This window comes from uncultured Nostoc sp. (genome assembly GCF_964245445.1).
Taxonomy (GTDB): domain Bacteria; phylum Cyanobacteriota; class Cyanobacteriia; order Cyanobacteriales; family Nostocaceae; genus Nostoc.
Genome location: NZ_CAXTNE010000008.1, coordinates 3,123 through 19,027, shown reverse-complemented (window position 1 = coordinate 19,027; position 15,905 = coordinate 3,123). Strand labels below are relative to the sequence as shown.

Sequence of the window (15,905 nt, the reverse complement as noted above, 5' to 3'; positions counted from 1 at the left end):
TATTTAGATACTAAAAAACTACATTTTGAGACTTCAAAACAAGCTTTTGTGACTATAAAACCATCTTTTGCGACTTCAAAACTAGCTTTTGTGACTTTAAAACCAGCTTTTGCGACTCCAAAACCAGCTTTTGTGACTCCAAAACTAGCTTTTGTCAAAGAATTTCAGCAAATCTACTCCCATTTTTCCTGCCTGCTAAGTTCTCTTCAACAAAAAAACGCAAATATACGCATTCCGACGCAATTTCAGCGTTTCTATACGTATAAATGCGATAAAAGGAGAAAGAATTCCAGCTTTATTTAATGGGCGTTGCTGAATCTAGGGATGAATATCTCACGCAAAGGAAAATTCAATAAAATCATCCCGCATTTATGCAACATCATTTAATGCACTAACGCGATCGCACGTTTCGTCAACGCTTCAGCAGTCAATCCATTAAACGCCATCAACTCGCCAGCACTGGCTGTAGTTTCGCCACGTTTCCATGCAAAAGTATCACGCTTGGCTGTACTCCTTAACAAAATTGGTTCTAGCATCCCCGCAGCACCACCAGTAACAGCAATTAACGCATCGCCATCAAATAATTCGGCAAATTTGGCATCATCCAAGAAACCGCCTTCGGCTTGGGAACAAGTATCCCACGCGGTATCATGACTACGGTACAATTGCCGAGGATTGATAACAGAAACTATCTTCGCACCAATACCTTCAGTTTCCAAGAAAGCAGCAGCTTCAAATACTGGCATTAATGTTAAATCGCCAATTACAGCAAATACAACTTGCCTATCACCAGCAACTTCATGCAATAGCACCGCACCATCGCGCAACCCTTGACGAGTTTGTTCTAAAGTTGTGCGAATTGGTAACGGTGTTTTACTTGCAGTAATCACAATTCCCTTATTCTTAGTTTTCAACGCCCAGTCATAACAGGCTTGAATACTGTTAGCATCAGGCGGAAATAATGGGAAAATATTGCCATTTCTCATCAGCGAAGCAAAGTAAGCTTCAATCTCTGGACGTTGGTGAGTCCAACCGTTGCGCCCTTGCTCTAATGCACCTGCTGTGAATAAAGTAATAGTCGAGGGAGTTGGACGGCGCAATTCTGCCATTGATTGGGTTACAGTTTGCCAAATTGGTAATCCGTTGATGGCAAAAGATTCGTAAGAACACCACAAACTTCTCGCACCCATTAACGCCAAACCGGCAGCTAAACCAGCACAAGCATCTTCACTCAATGGTTCATAAACTTGCCCATTTGGTGCTTGATTATACAAGTCGTCGGTTGTGGGGTGGATAATCTTTAATGCTTGGTTGATATTGGCAATTCCTGATGCTTCATTACCATCGGCGTTGGTGACAAGAAAATTCTGATCTTTATTTCCTACGATTCCTACCAATCGTCCCATCGCGGTTGTGGAAACTTTGGCTTCACTTCCAACTGCATATTCTTCTAAAGGCAATTCGCCTAATTCTGGTAATGGAAATTCAAATTCTGTCACCACAGTTTTTGCTGCTGGGCCACCACCGGCGCGTTCGGCATTTGTTCTAACTAATTGCCAAGCTTCCGCAGACAAAGCCCGGGTTTGCAATGCACTAATAATATGCGGCGCATCCAGCGTATCTTTAGGATACAGGTTGTGAGATTTTGCACCCCGCGCGTGAACTCCTGCACCTTTGAGTTGTTTAATAATGAAGACGGTAAGTTTACCACCTAACGCCGATCGCGCTGCTTTATCTACACCCGAAAGTACTGCTTGAGTGAATGCCAGGCGTTTCTCAAAGGAAAAGGCAGTACTATCAACGTAATCCCCTGGTTGATTTTGATCGTCAAAATCCTTAGCATCAATTAACACGACTTCATCAAAACCGTTACCTTGCCAATATGCAAGCATCTGTTCGTTGGTTTTTAGAGAAACCATGCTGTGATGTTCTTGGCTGTAACCGTTCCACACCAACACCGGTAAGAAGTTGGTGACAGCAGGATAAGCAGTATGGAAGTGAGCGATCGCACTTACAATATAAGGCTCACCCAATCCACCATCACCAACTGTAAAGGGGAACAACTTATCTTTGTGCAACAGTGCAGCCGCCATTGCAAAGTGTTGCCCTTGTCCCAAAGGCCCCGCAGGTGCGAGAATACCGGGAATAAACCCAGAAAGGTGTCCTAAAAGTCCGTGCTTTTCTCGGAAGCGATCGCGCAATTGTTGGACTGTAAAAATTCCCATGTCCTCTAGCGAACGATCCAAGAACATGGCACTATAAAATCCGGGGGCGTGGTGTCCGACTTCGGTAATAATGTTCTTGTATCCCAGCATGACAAGAGATGCGTAAGCTTCTGCTTGGCTAGCGAATCCGCCGGGATGCCCAGAAGCTTTACTAGCAGTAACTTGCAAAGTTAGGTAGCGTAAGGCATCAGCAGCAAGTAAAGTTTGATATACAGCATTTGGTTCTGTGGGAGATGCGATCGCTATTTTGCCCGATTTTATAGCAGGTGTTGCACCATAAGTTTCAAAATCTGGTAAAGCTTCACCAAAATATTGAATTCCTTCAGAAAAATCGGGAAGCGCTGAAGATGCCTTTGGAGAAATTGCAGTCATGCTGAGTACCTTTTGACGATGAGGTGAAACTGTCTGACTTTTCACGGTATCTGGGGAACCTCTCTTCTATTTCTCTCTCCTTTTAGGAGAGAGACTTTGAATTTTCCCCCTTCCCGCCACGGGTTGGGGGTTAGGGGGTTAGGTTTTTCGTAGGCTTTTCCAGATGACATGAAAATTCAGATGAAACTGTAGATGCTCGTTGAATTTAACAAAAATTTTACATCTTTGAGGTTGTAACAGTTTATTGCTTTTTCGCAACCACAGTATAAGTAACTTCAATCAACAAAGATTTATGAGTTTCAGTTAGTTAAAGTAGAAACAACATATAAAGTAACAAAAGAATTTTATGAAATTACCGAATGGCCCACAAATCCCAGCAGTTTTACAGATGCTACGCTGGATTACCAGCCCCATGTCATTTATGGAAACTTGTGCCGAAAGATATGGGGACATGTTCACCGTCAGGTTAGGAAGCAAATCTCCGCCACTGATATTTGTTAGTAACCCTGAAGTGCTACAGCAGATTTTGACAAACGATACCAAGGGGTTAGAAGCACCTGGTGATACAAATCTGGTGTTTGAATCTTTACTTGGTAAGCGTTCTGTGATTACCATCAGTGGTGCGGAACACCAGCGCCAACGGCAGTTGTTATTGCCACCCTTTCACGGTGAAAGAATGCGAAGCTATAGTGAAATAATTAGTGATATTACCGAGAAAGTCATTAGCCAATACCAGATAGGACAACCCTTCAATATCCGGTCTGCTGCCCAAGCTATTACCCTGCGGGTGATTATGCAAGCTGTGTTTGGGCTAGATGAAGGCCCACGCGCCAAAAAATTACAGCATTTTTTGGGTGAAATGCTAGAAAAGGGAAGTTCTGTGTTGAGTGTCGCTTTACTTTATTTTCCAGCTTTGCAAAGGGATTTTGGCCCGATTAATTTCTGGGGAAGGCAGATGCGCCGACAGCAGGCAGTTGACAAACTTATATACGAAGAAATTCGGGAACGTCGAGAACAGCCAGACCCATCACGCACAGATATCCTCAGCTTACTCATGGCAGCTAGGGATGAAGCAGGTCAACCAATGACCGATGAAGAGTTACGCGATGAATTAATGACTCTGTTGATAGCAGGACACGAAACTACAGCAACAGCGATCGCATGGGCATTTTACTGGATTCACAAAATACCATCAGTACGCCAAAAGTTACTGCAAGAACTAGATAGCCTGGGTGATAGCCCTGACCCGGGCGCCATTTTTAAATTACCCTATCTCAACGCTGTTTGTTCCGAAACCTTGCGAATTTACCCAGTAGCGATGCTGACCTTTCCCAGAGTAGTCAGAACACCTGTATCTCTAGGTGGCTACGAACTTGAACCAGATACAGGCGTTATTGGTTCAATTTACTTGACCCATCAACGAGAAGATTTATACCTGGAACCTAAGCAGTTTAAACCAGAACGCTTTTTAGAACGGCAATTTTCTCCCTATGAATATTTACCTTTTGGAGGTGGTGCAAGGCGCTGTATTGGTTTAGCATTTGCCCAGTTGGAAATGAAGCTAGCACTTGCCAAAATCCTTTCCAGCCGGGAATTAGAACTAGTTGACAATGGTGAAGTACGACCTAAACGCCGTGGTTTAGTGACAGGGCCAAATCGTCCCATCCAGATGGTTGTCATCGGTCAACGTCAAGTGAAGTCTCCCATCCTACAGACAACCACTGTTTGATGCTTAGGGCTTTAATGGTTGCGTTCAGTAAATCTTCAATCATCTGTATATTTAGATAGATTTTCAATGCTTTTACATAATTCCTCATAGTCTTTTTTTAATCATGACTATGGGGAAATTTAGTATATTGTAACTTTAAAAAGAATAGATTTTAAAATTGGTATTTCACACCAATACAAGACATTTTAATATAATCAAAAGATATAATTTGTACCAATTCTCCCAAATGAGGCAACAGATGTAAATTAGGAAAATATTGCTGCATCTAAGTTTCTTAATTACGAATTGCGTTAGCGCAGCGTAAAGCCTTCGGCATAGCTTCGCTTAGAGCGAGTCCGCGTTCGCTTTTAGCGTCTCGTAGAGAGCGTCATTGCGAATTGCGAATTGGTATTAACTGGGCATCTACTCAAAATATATTTAGTAAGTTTTTTCCGTAAATGCTTTTAAAGATTCAGAAAAAATATTATTATCGCCCAGAAAGATTTCTCAACCAAAAATTTTCCCCTTATGAATATTTACCCTTCGGTGGCGGTTATCGCGGTTGCATTGGTGGAGCATTCTCCATGTATGAATTAAAATTAGTAACAGCCATAATCTTATCGCATTTTCAACTAAGTCTTACTGATAAACATCCAGTGCATCCAGTGCGTCGTGGCATTACCATTGTCCCTAGCGGCGGTGTAAAAATGGTTGTTACCAAAAAGGCAAAACTTAAAAAACCAACAAGACTTTTTACTTGATTACTCAATCCTCCGACTTAGATATACCGCAATGTAGATTCGCTCCTTAGTATCTAGCCTTTACAGTAAGTAGTAAGAGGATATTTAGGATATACTAACTCATGCAAGACGAACATAACTTGGAAGAAAAAGTTCTATCTCAGAGCGCTGAGATGATGGTATCCCAAGCGTTAGATGAAGTAGAAAAAATAGACATAAATGTACAAACTGATTTATTCAAAATAGTTCAGGGACAAGCGGATGGAGTTTCGTTTGCAGGTGAAGGATTGGTTATACAAGATGACATCCGCGTGCAGGAAATCAAACTACAAACAGATAGCATTGACATCAATCCGTTAACTGCTCTTTTTGGTAAAATAGAACTCAATGAGTCAGTAAATGCTATAGGTCACATTGTAGTTACTGAAGTAGATATTAACCGCGCCTTGACCTCAGACTTGATTCGCACCCAGATGCAAAACTTGGAGTTAAATGTAGATGGTGAAATTGTAAGTTTTGAGCCGCAAAAAATTCAGGTATTTTTACCTGGTGAAGGCAAAATTGAATGTAGAGGAAAAGTGCTGTTAAAGGAAATGGGAAATACTCGTCCTTTCGCTTACACTGCACTCCTTCGCCCACGGACTCATTCACAACCTGCGATGGTGGAGAGTTTTAACTGCACTGAGGGAGAGGGTATTTCAATAGAATTAATTACAGCATTAATGCACAAAGCCAAAGAACTGATGAATATACCATCTTTTAAATGGGAGGATATAGAGTTTTCTATTAAAGATATAAAAGTAGAAATCGGTAGTTTGACACTTATGGTAGAAGCTAATGTAAAGCAAATACCCTCATCAATTGAATTATCTCCTTAGTACTATTGACAGTAGTTAAGGATAATTTTTGTAACTCAGGAGTGATGTAAATTTTTTAAAAGTTTTATAGCCTTTTGAAAGCTATTTATTTCTAAATTACAATTATGCAAGAGTATGATGTTGTGCTGATCGGTGCTGGACACAATGGGTTAGTTTGTGCAGCTTATTTGCTGAAAGCTGGTTATAGCGTCCTGTTACTAGAAAAGCGTTCTGTTCCAGGTGGTGCAGCAACAACTGAAGAATGTTTACCACAAGAAGCTCCTGGATTTAAATTTAACTTATGTGCTATTGACCATGAATTTATTCACTTGGGGCCAGTAGTTGAAGAATTAGAACTAGAAAAATATGGCTTGCATTATTTGGAGTGTGATCCAGTTGTTTTCTGTCCTCATCCTGATGGTAAGTATTTCTTAGGACATAAGTCGGTGGAAAAGACTTGTGCAGAAATCGCCCGTTACAGTGAACGTGATGCCAAAAAATACGCGGAATTTGTAGACTTTTGGCAGCGAGCGCTAGGTGCAATGATTCCCATGTTTAATGCACCGCCAAAGTCAGTTATAGACATCCTTGGTAACTACGACATCACCAAACTGAAAGATTTATTTTCGGTTATTGGTTCCCCAAACAAAACGCTGGACTTTATTCGCACTATGTTAACCAGCGCTGAGGATTTACTTAACGAGTGGTTTGATGAGGAATTTCTGAAAGCGCCACTAGCTAGACTAGCATCAGAACTTGGTGCACCGCCATCACAAAAAACTCTTGCCATTGGTGCAATTATGATGGCAATGCGTCACAACCCTGGTATGGCAAGACCTCGCGGTGGAACTGGCGCACTTGTGCAAGCTTTGGTGAATTTAGTCACAAGTAAAGGTGGCGTTATTCTCACAGATCAGCATGTTGAAAAAGTTTTAATTGATGATGGAAAAGCTGTAGGTGTGCGGGTTGCTGGTGGGAAAGAATATCGCGCGAAACACGGGGTTATTTCTAATATTGATGCCAAGCGGTTATTTTTGCAAATGACTGATAAAAGCGATGTTGATGGAGCCGACCCAGATTTATGGGAAAGATTAGAACGCCGCATCGTTAACAATAACGAAACCATTCTCAAGATAGATTTGGCTTTAGACGAACCACTGCACTTTCCACACCACGCCCACAAAGACGAATATCTTGTTGGTTCTATCTTGATTGCAGATTCCGTAACTCATGTAGAACAGGCTCATAGTAAATGTACCTTGGGAGAGATTCCTGATGCTGACCCATCAATGTATGTGGTGATGCCTAGCTACTTAGACCCCACATTAGCACCACCAGGTAAGCACACCGTATGGATTGAGTATTTTGCCCCTTATCAAATTGCCGGTGCAGAAGGCACTGGTTTAAAAGGTACTGGTTGGACAGATGAATTGAAAAACAAAGTTGCAGATAGGGTGATTGATAAGTTGGCAGACTATGCACCAAATGTCAAGAATGCAACTATCGCCCGTCGTGTAGAAAGTCCAGCAGAACTAGGAGAAAGATTAGGTGCGTACAAAGGTAATTATTACCATGTTGACATGACTCTAGATCAGATGATATTTTTCCGTCCCTTACCAGAAATAGCGAACTACAAAACGCCAATTGATAATCTATTTTTGACTGGTGCAGGAACTCATCCAGGTGGTTCGATTTCGGGAATGCCAGGACGCAATTGTGCGCGTGCATTTATGCAGGCAAAGCATCCTATTAGTCAAACTTTAAAGGATGCAAGAGATTCGATTAAGTCAACTGTCGAGTCAGTGTTTGGCATTAGTTAGGTTTTATGTAAAGAGGCAAAGGCGCGAAGTAAGGCTTTGCCTCTTTGCGTTTTTACATCAGTTTCTTTGTCATACCATCCCCAATGTGCAGTTGAAACTTGTGTTTGACTTAGCTGAAAATGGTTGCGGATAGCGGTAAGGCATGTTATTGCTATTGCTTGATACTATAAAGCAAATAACAGCATTTTTTAGTAAAAAAGTAATACGATCGCACTCTTGTTAATTAACAACGATATTCCCAATATGCGTGCAATCGCAAAATATACAGCAACACAAATAATTATGTTTTGAGTGAAATTGGCTACAAGCAATTGCTTTATGTGTATTTAGTATGATAATCTAACAGATGTTTGATTTGAAGAAGCTTCTATGCATCCTCAAAAAAGTTATTTTTCAAAATATAAGGAAATTAATCGGTAAAAAGTAGTGTATTTTAATAATGTTCAAAAAATGAACAATTTTTAACATAATTTTATAAGTTTTGTAGGTACAGCATGGTTTTTCGGCGCTGCTTCATTGCATCTGGATTGATAGTTTTCTTCGCATTTGGCTGTAGTGGTGGGGCAAACTCATCAACAGAAAATACTACAAAAGTTGTGGAAGAAAGTAATGTAACCCAGCTTTTCATAGAAGCGAAGGCTACGCAGAAAGTAGAAGATTTCTTTCATCAAGGTAATAATTTATTAGATAGACAACGTTACGAAGATGCAATAAAAGCTTATGACAAAGCGATCGCCATCAAAGTTGAAAGTCCTGAAGCTTGGATTAACCGTGGCATAGCTTTAACATCGTTGCAACGTTATCAAGACGCGATCGCATCTTATGATAGAGCGATCGCCATCAAACCCGACAAAGATGAAGCCTGGTATAATCGTGGCATAGCTTTAACATCGTTGCAACGCTACCAAGACGCTATTGCATCCTACGACAAAGCGATCGCCATCCAACCCGGCAAATATGAAGCCTTAATTAACCGAGGCATTGCTCTGACAAAACTACACCGCTACCAAGATGCGATCGCATCTTACAATAGAGCGATCGCCATCAAGCAAGATTTGCACCAAGCATATTACAATAAAGCTTGCTCTTATGCTTTACAAAGCAATCTCGAATTAGCAATTGAGAATTTAGATAAAGCAATCCAGTTTGTTCCTGATAAATACAAAAAATTAGCAAAAACTGACCCAGACTTTAACAAAGTGCGTAGTGAAAAGCAGTTTCAGGAATTACTACAATAGGATTTGATAACCACCATTCAGTGTAAAATAGAAGCTTGCTATAACAAAGATTTTTTCTTGAGCGGTTTACGATTAGACATGAAAAAATTGTTAATCACCGGAGCAAGTGGTTTTTTAGGATGGCATATTTGCCAGCTTGCAAAACAAGAATGGGAAATTTATGGCACTTATTTTTCTCATTCTTTAGAGATTCCTGGCATTAAAATGTTAAAAGTGAACTTAACAGATTTTCAGGAATTGCAGCGCATATTTAGTGATATAAAACCAATAGCAGTTATTCATACTGCTGCACAATCGCAACCAAATTTTTGTCAAACCCGCCCTGAAGAATCGCACGCAATTAACGTTATAGCATCCTGCAATATTGCTGGACTTTGTGCAGATAATTCTATTCCTTGTGCTTTCACCTCAACAGATTTGGTTTTTGATGGTTTAAATGCTCCCTATCGAGAAATAGATTCTGTGTGTCCTGTGAATCTTTACGGTGAGCAAAAAGTCATGGCGGAAGCAGGTATGCTAGAAAGATATCCCATGACAGCAGTGTGTCGGATGCCGTTAATATTTGGTGCAGAAACACCCACAGCGAAAAGCTTTATTCAGCCATTTATTCAAACTTTACAAGCAGAAAAAGAACTAAATTTATTTATTGATGAATTTCGCACCCCAGTAAGTGGAACAACTGCCGCCAAAGGACTTTTATTAGCATTAGAAAAAGTTAACGGCATCATTCACTTAGGTGGAAAAGAGCGGATTTCACGTTATGATTTTGGAAAAATATTAGTTGAGGTATTTCAACTTTCCGCTACCAAGCTCAAATCCTGCCGTCAACAAGATTTGAAAATGGCAGCGCCTAGACCAGCAGATGTTTCTTTGGATAGTTCCAAAGCATTTGCATTGGGGTATCAGCCTTTATCTATAAAGGAAGAATTAGAGGAGTTAGAAATTAAGACTCCTAACTCCTAACTCCTCACTTGATTTTAGTAAGCATCCATTGGCAGACAAGAACAAACAAAATTCCTATCACCAAAAGCTGCATCAATGCGACCTACAGCTGGCCAGAATTTATATTCACGAGTCCAAGGCGCAGGATAAGCAGCTTGTTCACGAGAATAAGGATGATGCCATTTGTCGGTGATGAGACTTTCGGCAGTATGGGGTGCATTCTTCAAAACATTATCTTGAGCATCCACCTTACCTGATTCAATTTCGGCGATTTCTTGGCGAATAGAAATCAACGCATCACAGAAACGATCTAACTCTTGTTTAGATTCACTCTCTGTAGGTTCCACCATGATTGTACCCCCTACAGGCCAGGAGACAGTCGGCGCATGGAAACCGTAGTCCATGAGACGTTTGGCAACATCATCAATTTCGATCGCAGCTGATTTTTTGAGCGATCGCAAATCTAAAATACATTCATGGGCAACTAGACCATTTTTCCCCTGATACAAAACCGGATAGTATGATTCCAGTCTCTTAGCGATATAGTTAGCATTGAGAATCGCCACCTTAGTAGCTTCGGTTAAACCATCTGCACCCATCATGGCGATGTACATCCAAGAAATCACCAAAATACTAGCACTACCCCAAGGTGCAGCAGCAACAGCACCAATACGTTGAGAATTAGAGATTTCTTCCCCACTCTCTACTACAGGGTGTCCGGGGAGAAAAGGCACGAGATGAGAGGCTACCCCAATGGGCCCCATACCAGGGCCACCGCCACCATGAGGAATACAGAAGGTTTTATGCAAGTTTAAATGGCAGACATCCGCGCCAATATCTCCAGGACGGCAAATCCCCACTTGAGCGTTCATATTTGCCCCATCCATGTAAACTTGTCCACCGTGACTATGGACAATAGCGCAGATTTCCTGAATTGGCTCCTCAAAAACACCATGAGTTGAGGGATATGTCACCATCAAGGCGGCAAGTTCATTGCTGTGTTTTTCTGCCTTAGCCTTCAGGTCATTAACGTCAATATTACCTTGTGAGTCACAGGCGACAGCCACCACCTTCATCCCGCACATCACCGCACTAGCTGGGTTTGTTCCATGTGCTGAGGTGGGAATCAAACAAACATTACGGTGTGCTTCACCCCGACTTTCGTGATACTGGCGAATTACTAAAAGTCCTGCATACTCACCCTGAGAACCTGCATTTGGTTGTAGAGAAATTCCCGCAAAACCAGTAATTTCAGCTAACCATGCCTCAAGCTGCTCAAACAAGATTTGATAACCCTGTGTTTGCGACGCAGGTGCAAACGGGTGAATCTTGCCAAATTCTTCCCAACTTACCGGAATCATCTCAGCAGTTGCATTCAACTTCATTGTGCATGACCCCAAAGGAATCATCGATGTCGTTAGCGACAAGTCCTTGCTTTCCAGCTTGTGCAGATAGCGCAATAACTCAGTTTCTGAGTGATAGCGGTTAAAAACTGGGTGGGTGAGATATCTAGTGGTACGAGAGAGAGATAGATGGGGAAGAGAGAAAGAAGTTAATTCTTCTAGGATAAAAGGTAAATCATCTGTACCAGCAAAAATCTGCCAGAGGTCGATTAAATCTTCTGGTGTAGTTGTTTCGTCCAGTGAAATACCAACAGTAGTTGCATCAAAAACCCGCAGGTTAATTTGAAACTGTTCGCTAGCTGCCAGAATATCTTTGAAATTTTGTGTTCCTACTTCTACTCGCAGCGTATCAAAGAAAGATTCAGAAACAACTCTGTAACCCAAACGTTTCAGTCCTTGTGCCAACAACACCGTCAAGGAGTGGATGTTTTCTGCAATTTGCTTCAGTCCATCTGGGCCATGATAGACGGCGTACATACTCGCCATTACCGCCAGTAGCACCTGTGCTGTACAAATATTACTAGTAGCTTTTTCGCGGCGGATGTGCTGTTCGCGGGTTTGTAAGGCAAGACGTAATGCAGGCTTACCTTGAGCATCTTTTGAGACTCCCACAATTCGCCCTGGAACCAGCCGCTTATATTCTTCCTTCGTAGCAAAGTATGCCGCGTGAGGCCCCCCAAACCCCAACGGAATACCAAAGCGCTGGGTGCTACCTACAGCAATATCAGCGCCAAATTCCCCAGGAGGGGTGAGCAAAGTTAAACTTAAAGGATCTGCTGCTACCGTCACCAATGCACCCTTAGCATGGGCTTTTTCTATAAAAGCGCGGTAGTCGTAAATGGTGCCATCACTAGCGGGGTATTGCAGAACAGCCCCAAAAATTGGTTGATCAAAATCAAATGTTTGATGGTCGCCAACAATAATCTTAATCCCTAATGGTTTAGCGCGTGTTTGCAACACGTCGATAGTTTGGGGATGACAATTACCAGAGACGAAATAGGCATTTGCCTGATTTTTACAAACACCATAGCTTAGGCTCATCGCTTCAGCTGCGGCTGTGGCTTCATCAAGTAACGAAGCATTGGCGATTTCCAAACCTGTTAAGTCGATAATCAGGGTTTGGAAATTTAGCAGTGCTTCTAGTCGCCCTTGGGCAATTTCTGGCTGATAAGGAGTGTAGGCGGTATACCAACCGGGGTTTTCTAGGATATTACGCCCAATCACAGGTGGGGTAATACTGTCGTAATATCCCATACCGATGTATGAACGAAAAACCTGATTTTTGGCAGCAACTTTTTTTAATGATGTCAGTGCTGCATACTCACTTTCTGCTTCTGGTAACTTTAACGGTTGCTTCAGCCGAATTGCCTGCGGGACTGTTTGGTTGATTAGGGTATCCATACTGGGAAACCCCAAAACCTTAAGCATTTGCTGGATATCTTCGGAGTTAGGGCCAATGTGTCTTGGCACAAAACTACTTAGCTTTTGACTTGTTTGACTTTTTTCATCCAGCACTTGCTGCTCATTAGACTTGAGAATAGGGGCGTTCAATACCACAAATTACTCTCCAGACGGTACTATTTCATATTTTGCAATAAATACTCATGAGAAGTAGGTGTAACTTTTCAATTCATCTAAATTTCATGACTTATCTTCGGGTGGAGTGAAGATGAGAGATGGAGTATATGGGGGAAACAAGGGAGATAATTTTACCTCATCCCCCTCATCCCCACTCCCTACTCCCTACTCCCCTTCCACCTGGGCGCGATACTCATCTGCTGTCAAAGCATCCTCAACTTCATCAGGGTCATTGACGCGCACTTTCAAAAACCACCCTTCTCCGTAGGGGTCTTCTGACACGTCTTCGGGAGAATTAATTAAGGCTTCATTGCGTTCTATAACTGTGCCTGTGACTGGTGAATTCAGTTCTTCAACGGCTTTGACTGATTCAATTGTGCCAAAGTTTTCTCCCCTAGTAAGAGCGTCGCCAATTTCTGGCAGTTCTAAAAAGACGATATCGCCCAATTCATGTACAGCAAATTCAGTAATACCAATGGTGGCAATTTCACCATCTATTCGCACGTATTCATGAGAATCCAGGTATCTGAAATCTTGAGGATATTCAAAAGACATATCACTTCCTCTCCCTTATCAAAAAAATTATTGTCCCAACAGTCATCCAAGCCATATCTGGTAATGAACCTTACTGTAGATTGACTAACTAACTAACTCACAACACATTATTCCTCAAAAACCTCGACGCTTATCAGTTGGCGACACGATTTTTTGACCGATAAAAGGGACGTTTAACTACAACTCCTGGGTAAGCTTTGCCGCGAATTTCGACTTCTAGCTGTTGACCGATGGTTGCTAGTTGGGTAGGAACGTAAGCTAAGGCAATGGGATAACCAAGTGTAGGCGACAGAGTGCCACTGGAAATTTCTCCCACAACTTTACCTGTTGATAACACTTGATAGCCGTGACGGGCAATGTTGCGTCCTTGGGTTTGTAAACCCACCAATCGGCGCTGCACTCCAGCGGCTTTTTGCTGTGCTAAAATTTCCCGACCAATAAATTCGCCTTTAGTATCTAAATGAACTAGCCATCCCAAACCTGCTTCTAAAGGTGTAGTGGTGTCATCGATATCTTGTCCGTAAAGTGCCATCGCCGCTTCTAGCCGCAGGGTATCTCTCGCACCGAGTCCACAGGGGATAACACCAGCATTATAGAGACTTAACCACAATTCTATCCCTACATCCGGGTCTACCATCACCTCAAAGCCATCTTCTCCGGTGTAACCTGTACGGGCCAGGAAGGCAGGTTTACCTAGTAGGGTTGCTTCTAAATGTCCGAAGGCTTTAATTGGTTGTAAGTCTTCTTGCACCAAGGGCTGGAGGTATTTAATCGCTTTTGGCCCTTGCACGGCAATTAAGGCTTTATCTGGTGAAAGGTCTTGAAATTGCACTTTATCCAAGTCAAGGTGTTGCAATAGCCATGCTTTATCTTTAGCAGAGGTTGCTGCATTGACGATGATGAATGCCTTCTGTACACCAATGGTGTCTTCACCTTGGTAATAAACAATGATATCGTCAATAATTCCGGCTTGGGGATTTAACAATACAGTGTATTGTGCTTGACCGGGTTGCAAACGACTCAAGTCTGAAGGCACTAGAGGCTGGAGTTGGGAAATGAGGTTTTTACCTTGGAGGGTAAATTTGCCCATGTGGGAAATATCGAACATTCCGGCTGTATTTCTTACAGCCTCGTGTTCGCGACTAATGCCACTAAATTGCACAGGCATTTCCCAACCGCCAAAGCTAGTAAAGCGTGCTTTAATTTCTACACCCATTTTATATAAAGGGGTTCGCGCCAGAGATTGGGCGTTGTCTTCTTGATTAGCCACAGGTAATTTTGCGATCGCACCTCAACATCTATAATCCTACGAGATGCTTTCTGGTTTGACAGTCTTATGTATTGAATTTGGGAATGGGGCATTGAAAAGAGGCAGAGGCGCGGGGTGTAGGGAGCAGAGGAAAATGAAGAAGCAGGGAAGCTCTTAGCTGGGGAAAAGGGGAAACTTTCTCCCCTGCCCCAATTCCTCTTTTCCATCTCTCTTGCTTCCTGCTCCCTGCCTCCCCTGCTCCCTCATCCCCTTTGTTCCCTTCTGTAAGCTTTAATAGTTAAGGTGCAAGTGTTGAGATTTATTAAGAAGACATTATGAAATATTGGCGACTGTTAGCTAGCTTTGTCTTAGCGATGGTTCTTTTTTGGTTTCCCCTATCGGCGCAAGCTGCAAGTTCTTCCAGTATTACCCGTTCTGTGGGTAATGATGAACTCAAGGGCAAGGATTACTCTGGTCAAAGTTTAGTTGGCACTGAGTTCACTAATCTAAAATTAGAGAATGCTAATTTTAGCAATGCTGACTTACGTGGTGTCGTGTTTAACGGTACTTTGTTGGAGGGAGTAAATCTGCATGGTGCTGATTTTAGTGAAGGCATAGCCTATCTAACACAGTTTAAGGATGCTGATTTAAGTGATGCTGTATTGACTGATGCAATGATGCTGCGTTCTATTTTTGATGATGTAAATGTCATAGGTGCTGATTTTACAAATGCAATTTTAGACGGGACGCAAGTGAAAAAACTTTGTGTTAAGGCAAGTGGTGTTAATTCTAAAACTGGTGTAGATACTCGCCAGTCTTTAGGATGTAAGTAGAATTTATCCCCTTCTTCGCTGGAGGAGAGGGGGATATTTTTTTACGAATTACTAATTACGAATTATGAATTAGGCCTAGCGATCGCTAGTGATATGCTTCTCTTAAAAAGCTGGCATAATTTGCCCGAATCGTCATAGTAGTAGGATGACTTACACCTAAAGTTTGTTCACAAATTTTCAAAGCTTGCTCAAATAAGGGTTTCGCTTTCCTGTAGCGTCTTATATTACGGTAGAGTGCTGCGAGATTGTTCAGACTAATGGCGACATCAGGATGATTATCTCCCAGCAAACGTTTACTCACTTCTAAAGCTTCTTGATACAAGGGTTCGGCTTTGCTGTAGCGTTCTGTAGATTCGTAGAGTTGTGCTAAATTATTCAGGCTAGT

Annotated in this window: 11 protein-coding genes and 1 pseudogene; 7 read left to right on the top strand and 5 right to left on the bottom strand. The window is 42.0% G+C overall.

The features are described 5' to 3' along the window. Positions 1–383: 383 nt before the first annotated feature. The gene (locus tag ACFE90_RS02535) at positions 384–2,597 is read right to left on the bottom strand and encodes a phosphoketolase (RefSeq protein WP_375497431.1); all 2,214 of its coding nucleotides are present in this window, start codon (positions 2,595–2,597) and stop codon (positions 384–386) included. A gap of 346 nt (positions 2,598–2,943) precedes the next feature. Between ACFE90_RS02535 and ACFE90_RS02530 the strand changes: the two genes are divergently transcribed. From ACFE90_RS02530 to ACFE90_RS02505, 6 genes and pseudogenes are all read left to right on the top strand, one after another. Beyond that, positions 2,944–4,326 (top strand): cytochrome P450, encoded by a 1,383-nt coding sequence (locus tag ACFE90_RS02530; RefSeq protein WP_375497429.1) that lies wholly within the window; start codon positions 2,944–2,946, stop codon positions 4,324–4,326. Positions 4,327–4,793: 467 nt separating this feature from the next. After that, positions 4,794–5,066, top strand: a pseudogene (locus ACFE90_RS02525) (cytochrome P450); the annotation flags it as partial. Positions 5,067–5,167: 101 nt separating this feature from the next. After that, positions 5,168–5,923, top strand: a complete 756-nt coding sequence (locus ACFE90_RS02520; RefSeq protein ID WP_375497427.1) for a DUF2993 domain-containing protein — start codon at positions 5,168–5,170, stop codon at positions 5,921–5,923. A 104-nt stretch (positions 5,924–6,027) separates the two neighbouring features. Beyond that, positions 6,028–7,722, top strand: coding sequence for a beta-carotene ketolase CrtO (gene crtO, locus ACFE90_RS02515; protein ID WP_375497425.1), 1,695 nt, complete (start codon positions 6,028–6,030; stop codon positions 7,720–7,722). A 494-nt stretch (positions 7,723–8,216) separates the two neighbouring features. Next, a complete protein-coding gene (locus tag ACFE90_RS02510; protein ID WP_375497423.1) occupies positions 8,217–8,960 on the top strand; it encodes a tetratricopeptide repeat protein in 744 nt (247 codons plus the stop codon). A gap of 78 nt (positions 8,961–9,038) precedes the next feature. Further along, positions 9,039–9,923 (top strand): SDR family oxidoreductase, encoded by an 885-nt coding sequence (locus tag ACFE90_RS02505; RefSeq protein WP_375497421.1) that lies wholly within the window; start codon positions 9,039–9,041, stop codon positions 9,921–9,923. A gap of 14 nt (positions 9,924–9,937) precedes the next feature. Here ACFE90_RS02505 and gcvP read toward each other — a convergent pair whose 3' ends face one another. The 3 genes from gcvP to gcvT form a co-directional block, all read right to left on the bottom strand. Continuing rightward, positions 9,938–12,820, bottom strand: a complete 2,883-nt coding sequence (gcvP, locus tag ACFE90_RS02500; RefSeq protein WP_375497521.1) for an aminomethyl-transferring glycine dehydrogenase — start codon at positions 12,818–12,820, stop codon at positions 9,938–9,940. Between the two features lie 228 nt (positions 12,821–13,048). Then, positions 13,049–13,438: a glycine cleavage system protein GcvH gene (gcvH, locus tag ACFE90_RS02495; RefSeq protein ID WP_100899443.1), complete on the bottom strand. Its 390-nt coding sequence runs from the start codon at positions 13,436–13,438 to the stop codon at positions 13,049–13,051. A gap of 133 nt (positions 13,439–13,571) precedes the next feature. Beyond that, complete coding sequence (gene gcvT, locus ACFE90_RS02490; protein ID WP_375497419.1) at positions 13,572–14,708, bottom strand: glycine cleavage system aminomethyltransferase GcvT; 1,137 nt, start codon at positions 14,706–14,708, stop codon at positions 13,572–13,574. 314 nt (positions 14,709–15,022) lie between these two features. Here gcvT and ACFE90_RS02485 point away from each other — a divergent pair, with 314 nt between their 5' ends. Beyond that, the gene (locus ACFE90_RS02485; protein WP_375497417.1) at positions 15,023–15,520 is read left to right on the top strand and encodes a pentapeptide repeat-containing protein; all 498 of its coding nucleotides are present in this window, start codon (positions 15,023–15,025) and stop codon (positions 15,518–15,520) included. Positions 15,521–15,605: 85 nt separating this feature from the next. On the opposite strand, the gene ACFE90_RS02480 is transcribed toward ACFE90_RS02485, so the two are convergent. Continuing rightward, positions 15,606–15,905: tetratricopeptide repeat protein (locus ACFE90_RS02480; protein WP_375497415.1), on the bottom strand; the 300-nt coding region annotated here is incomplete at its 5' end.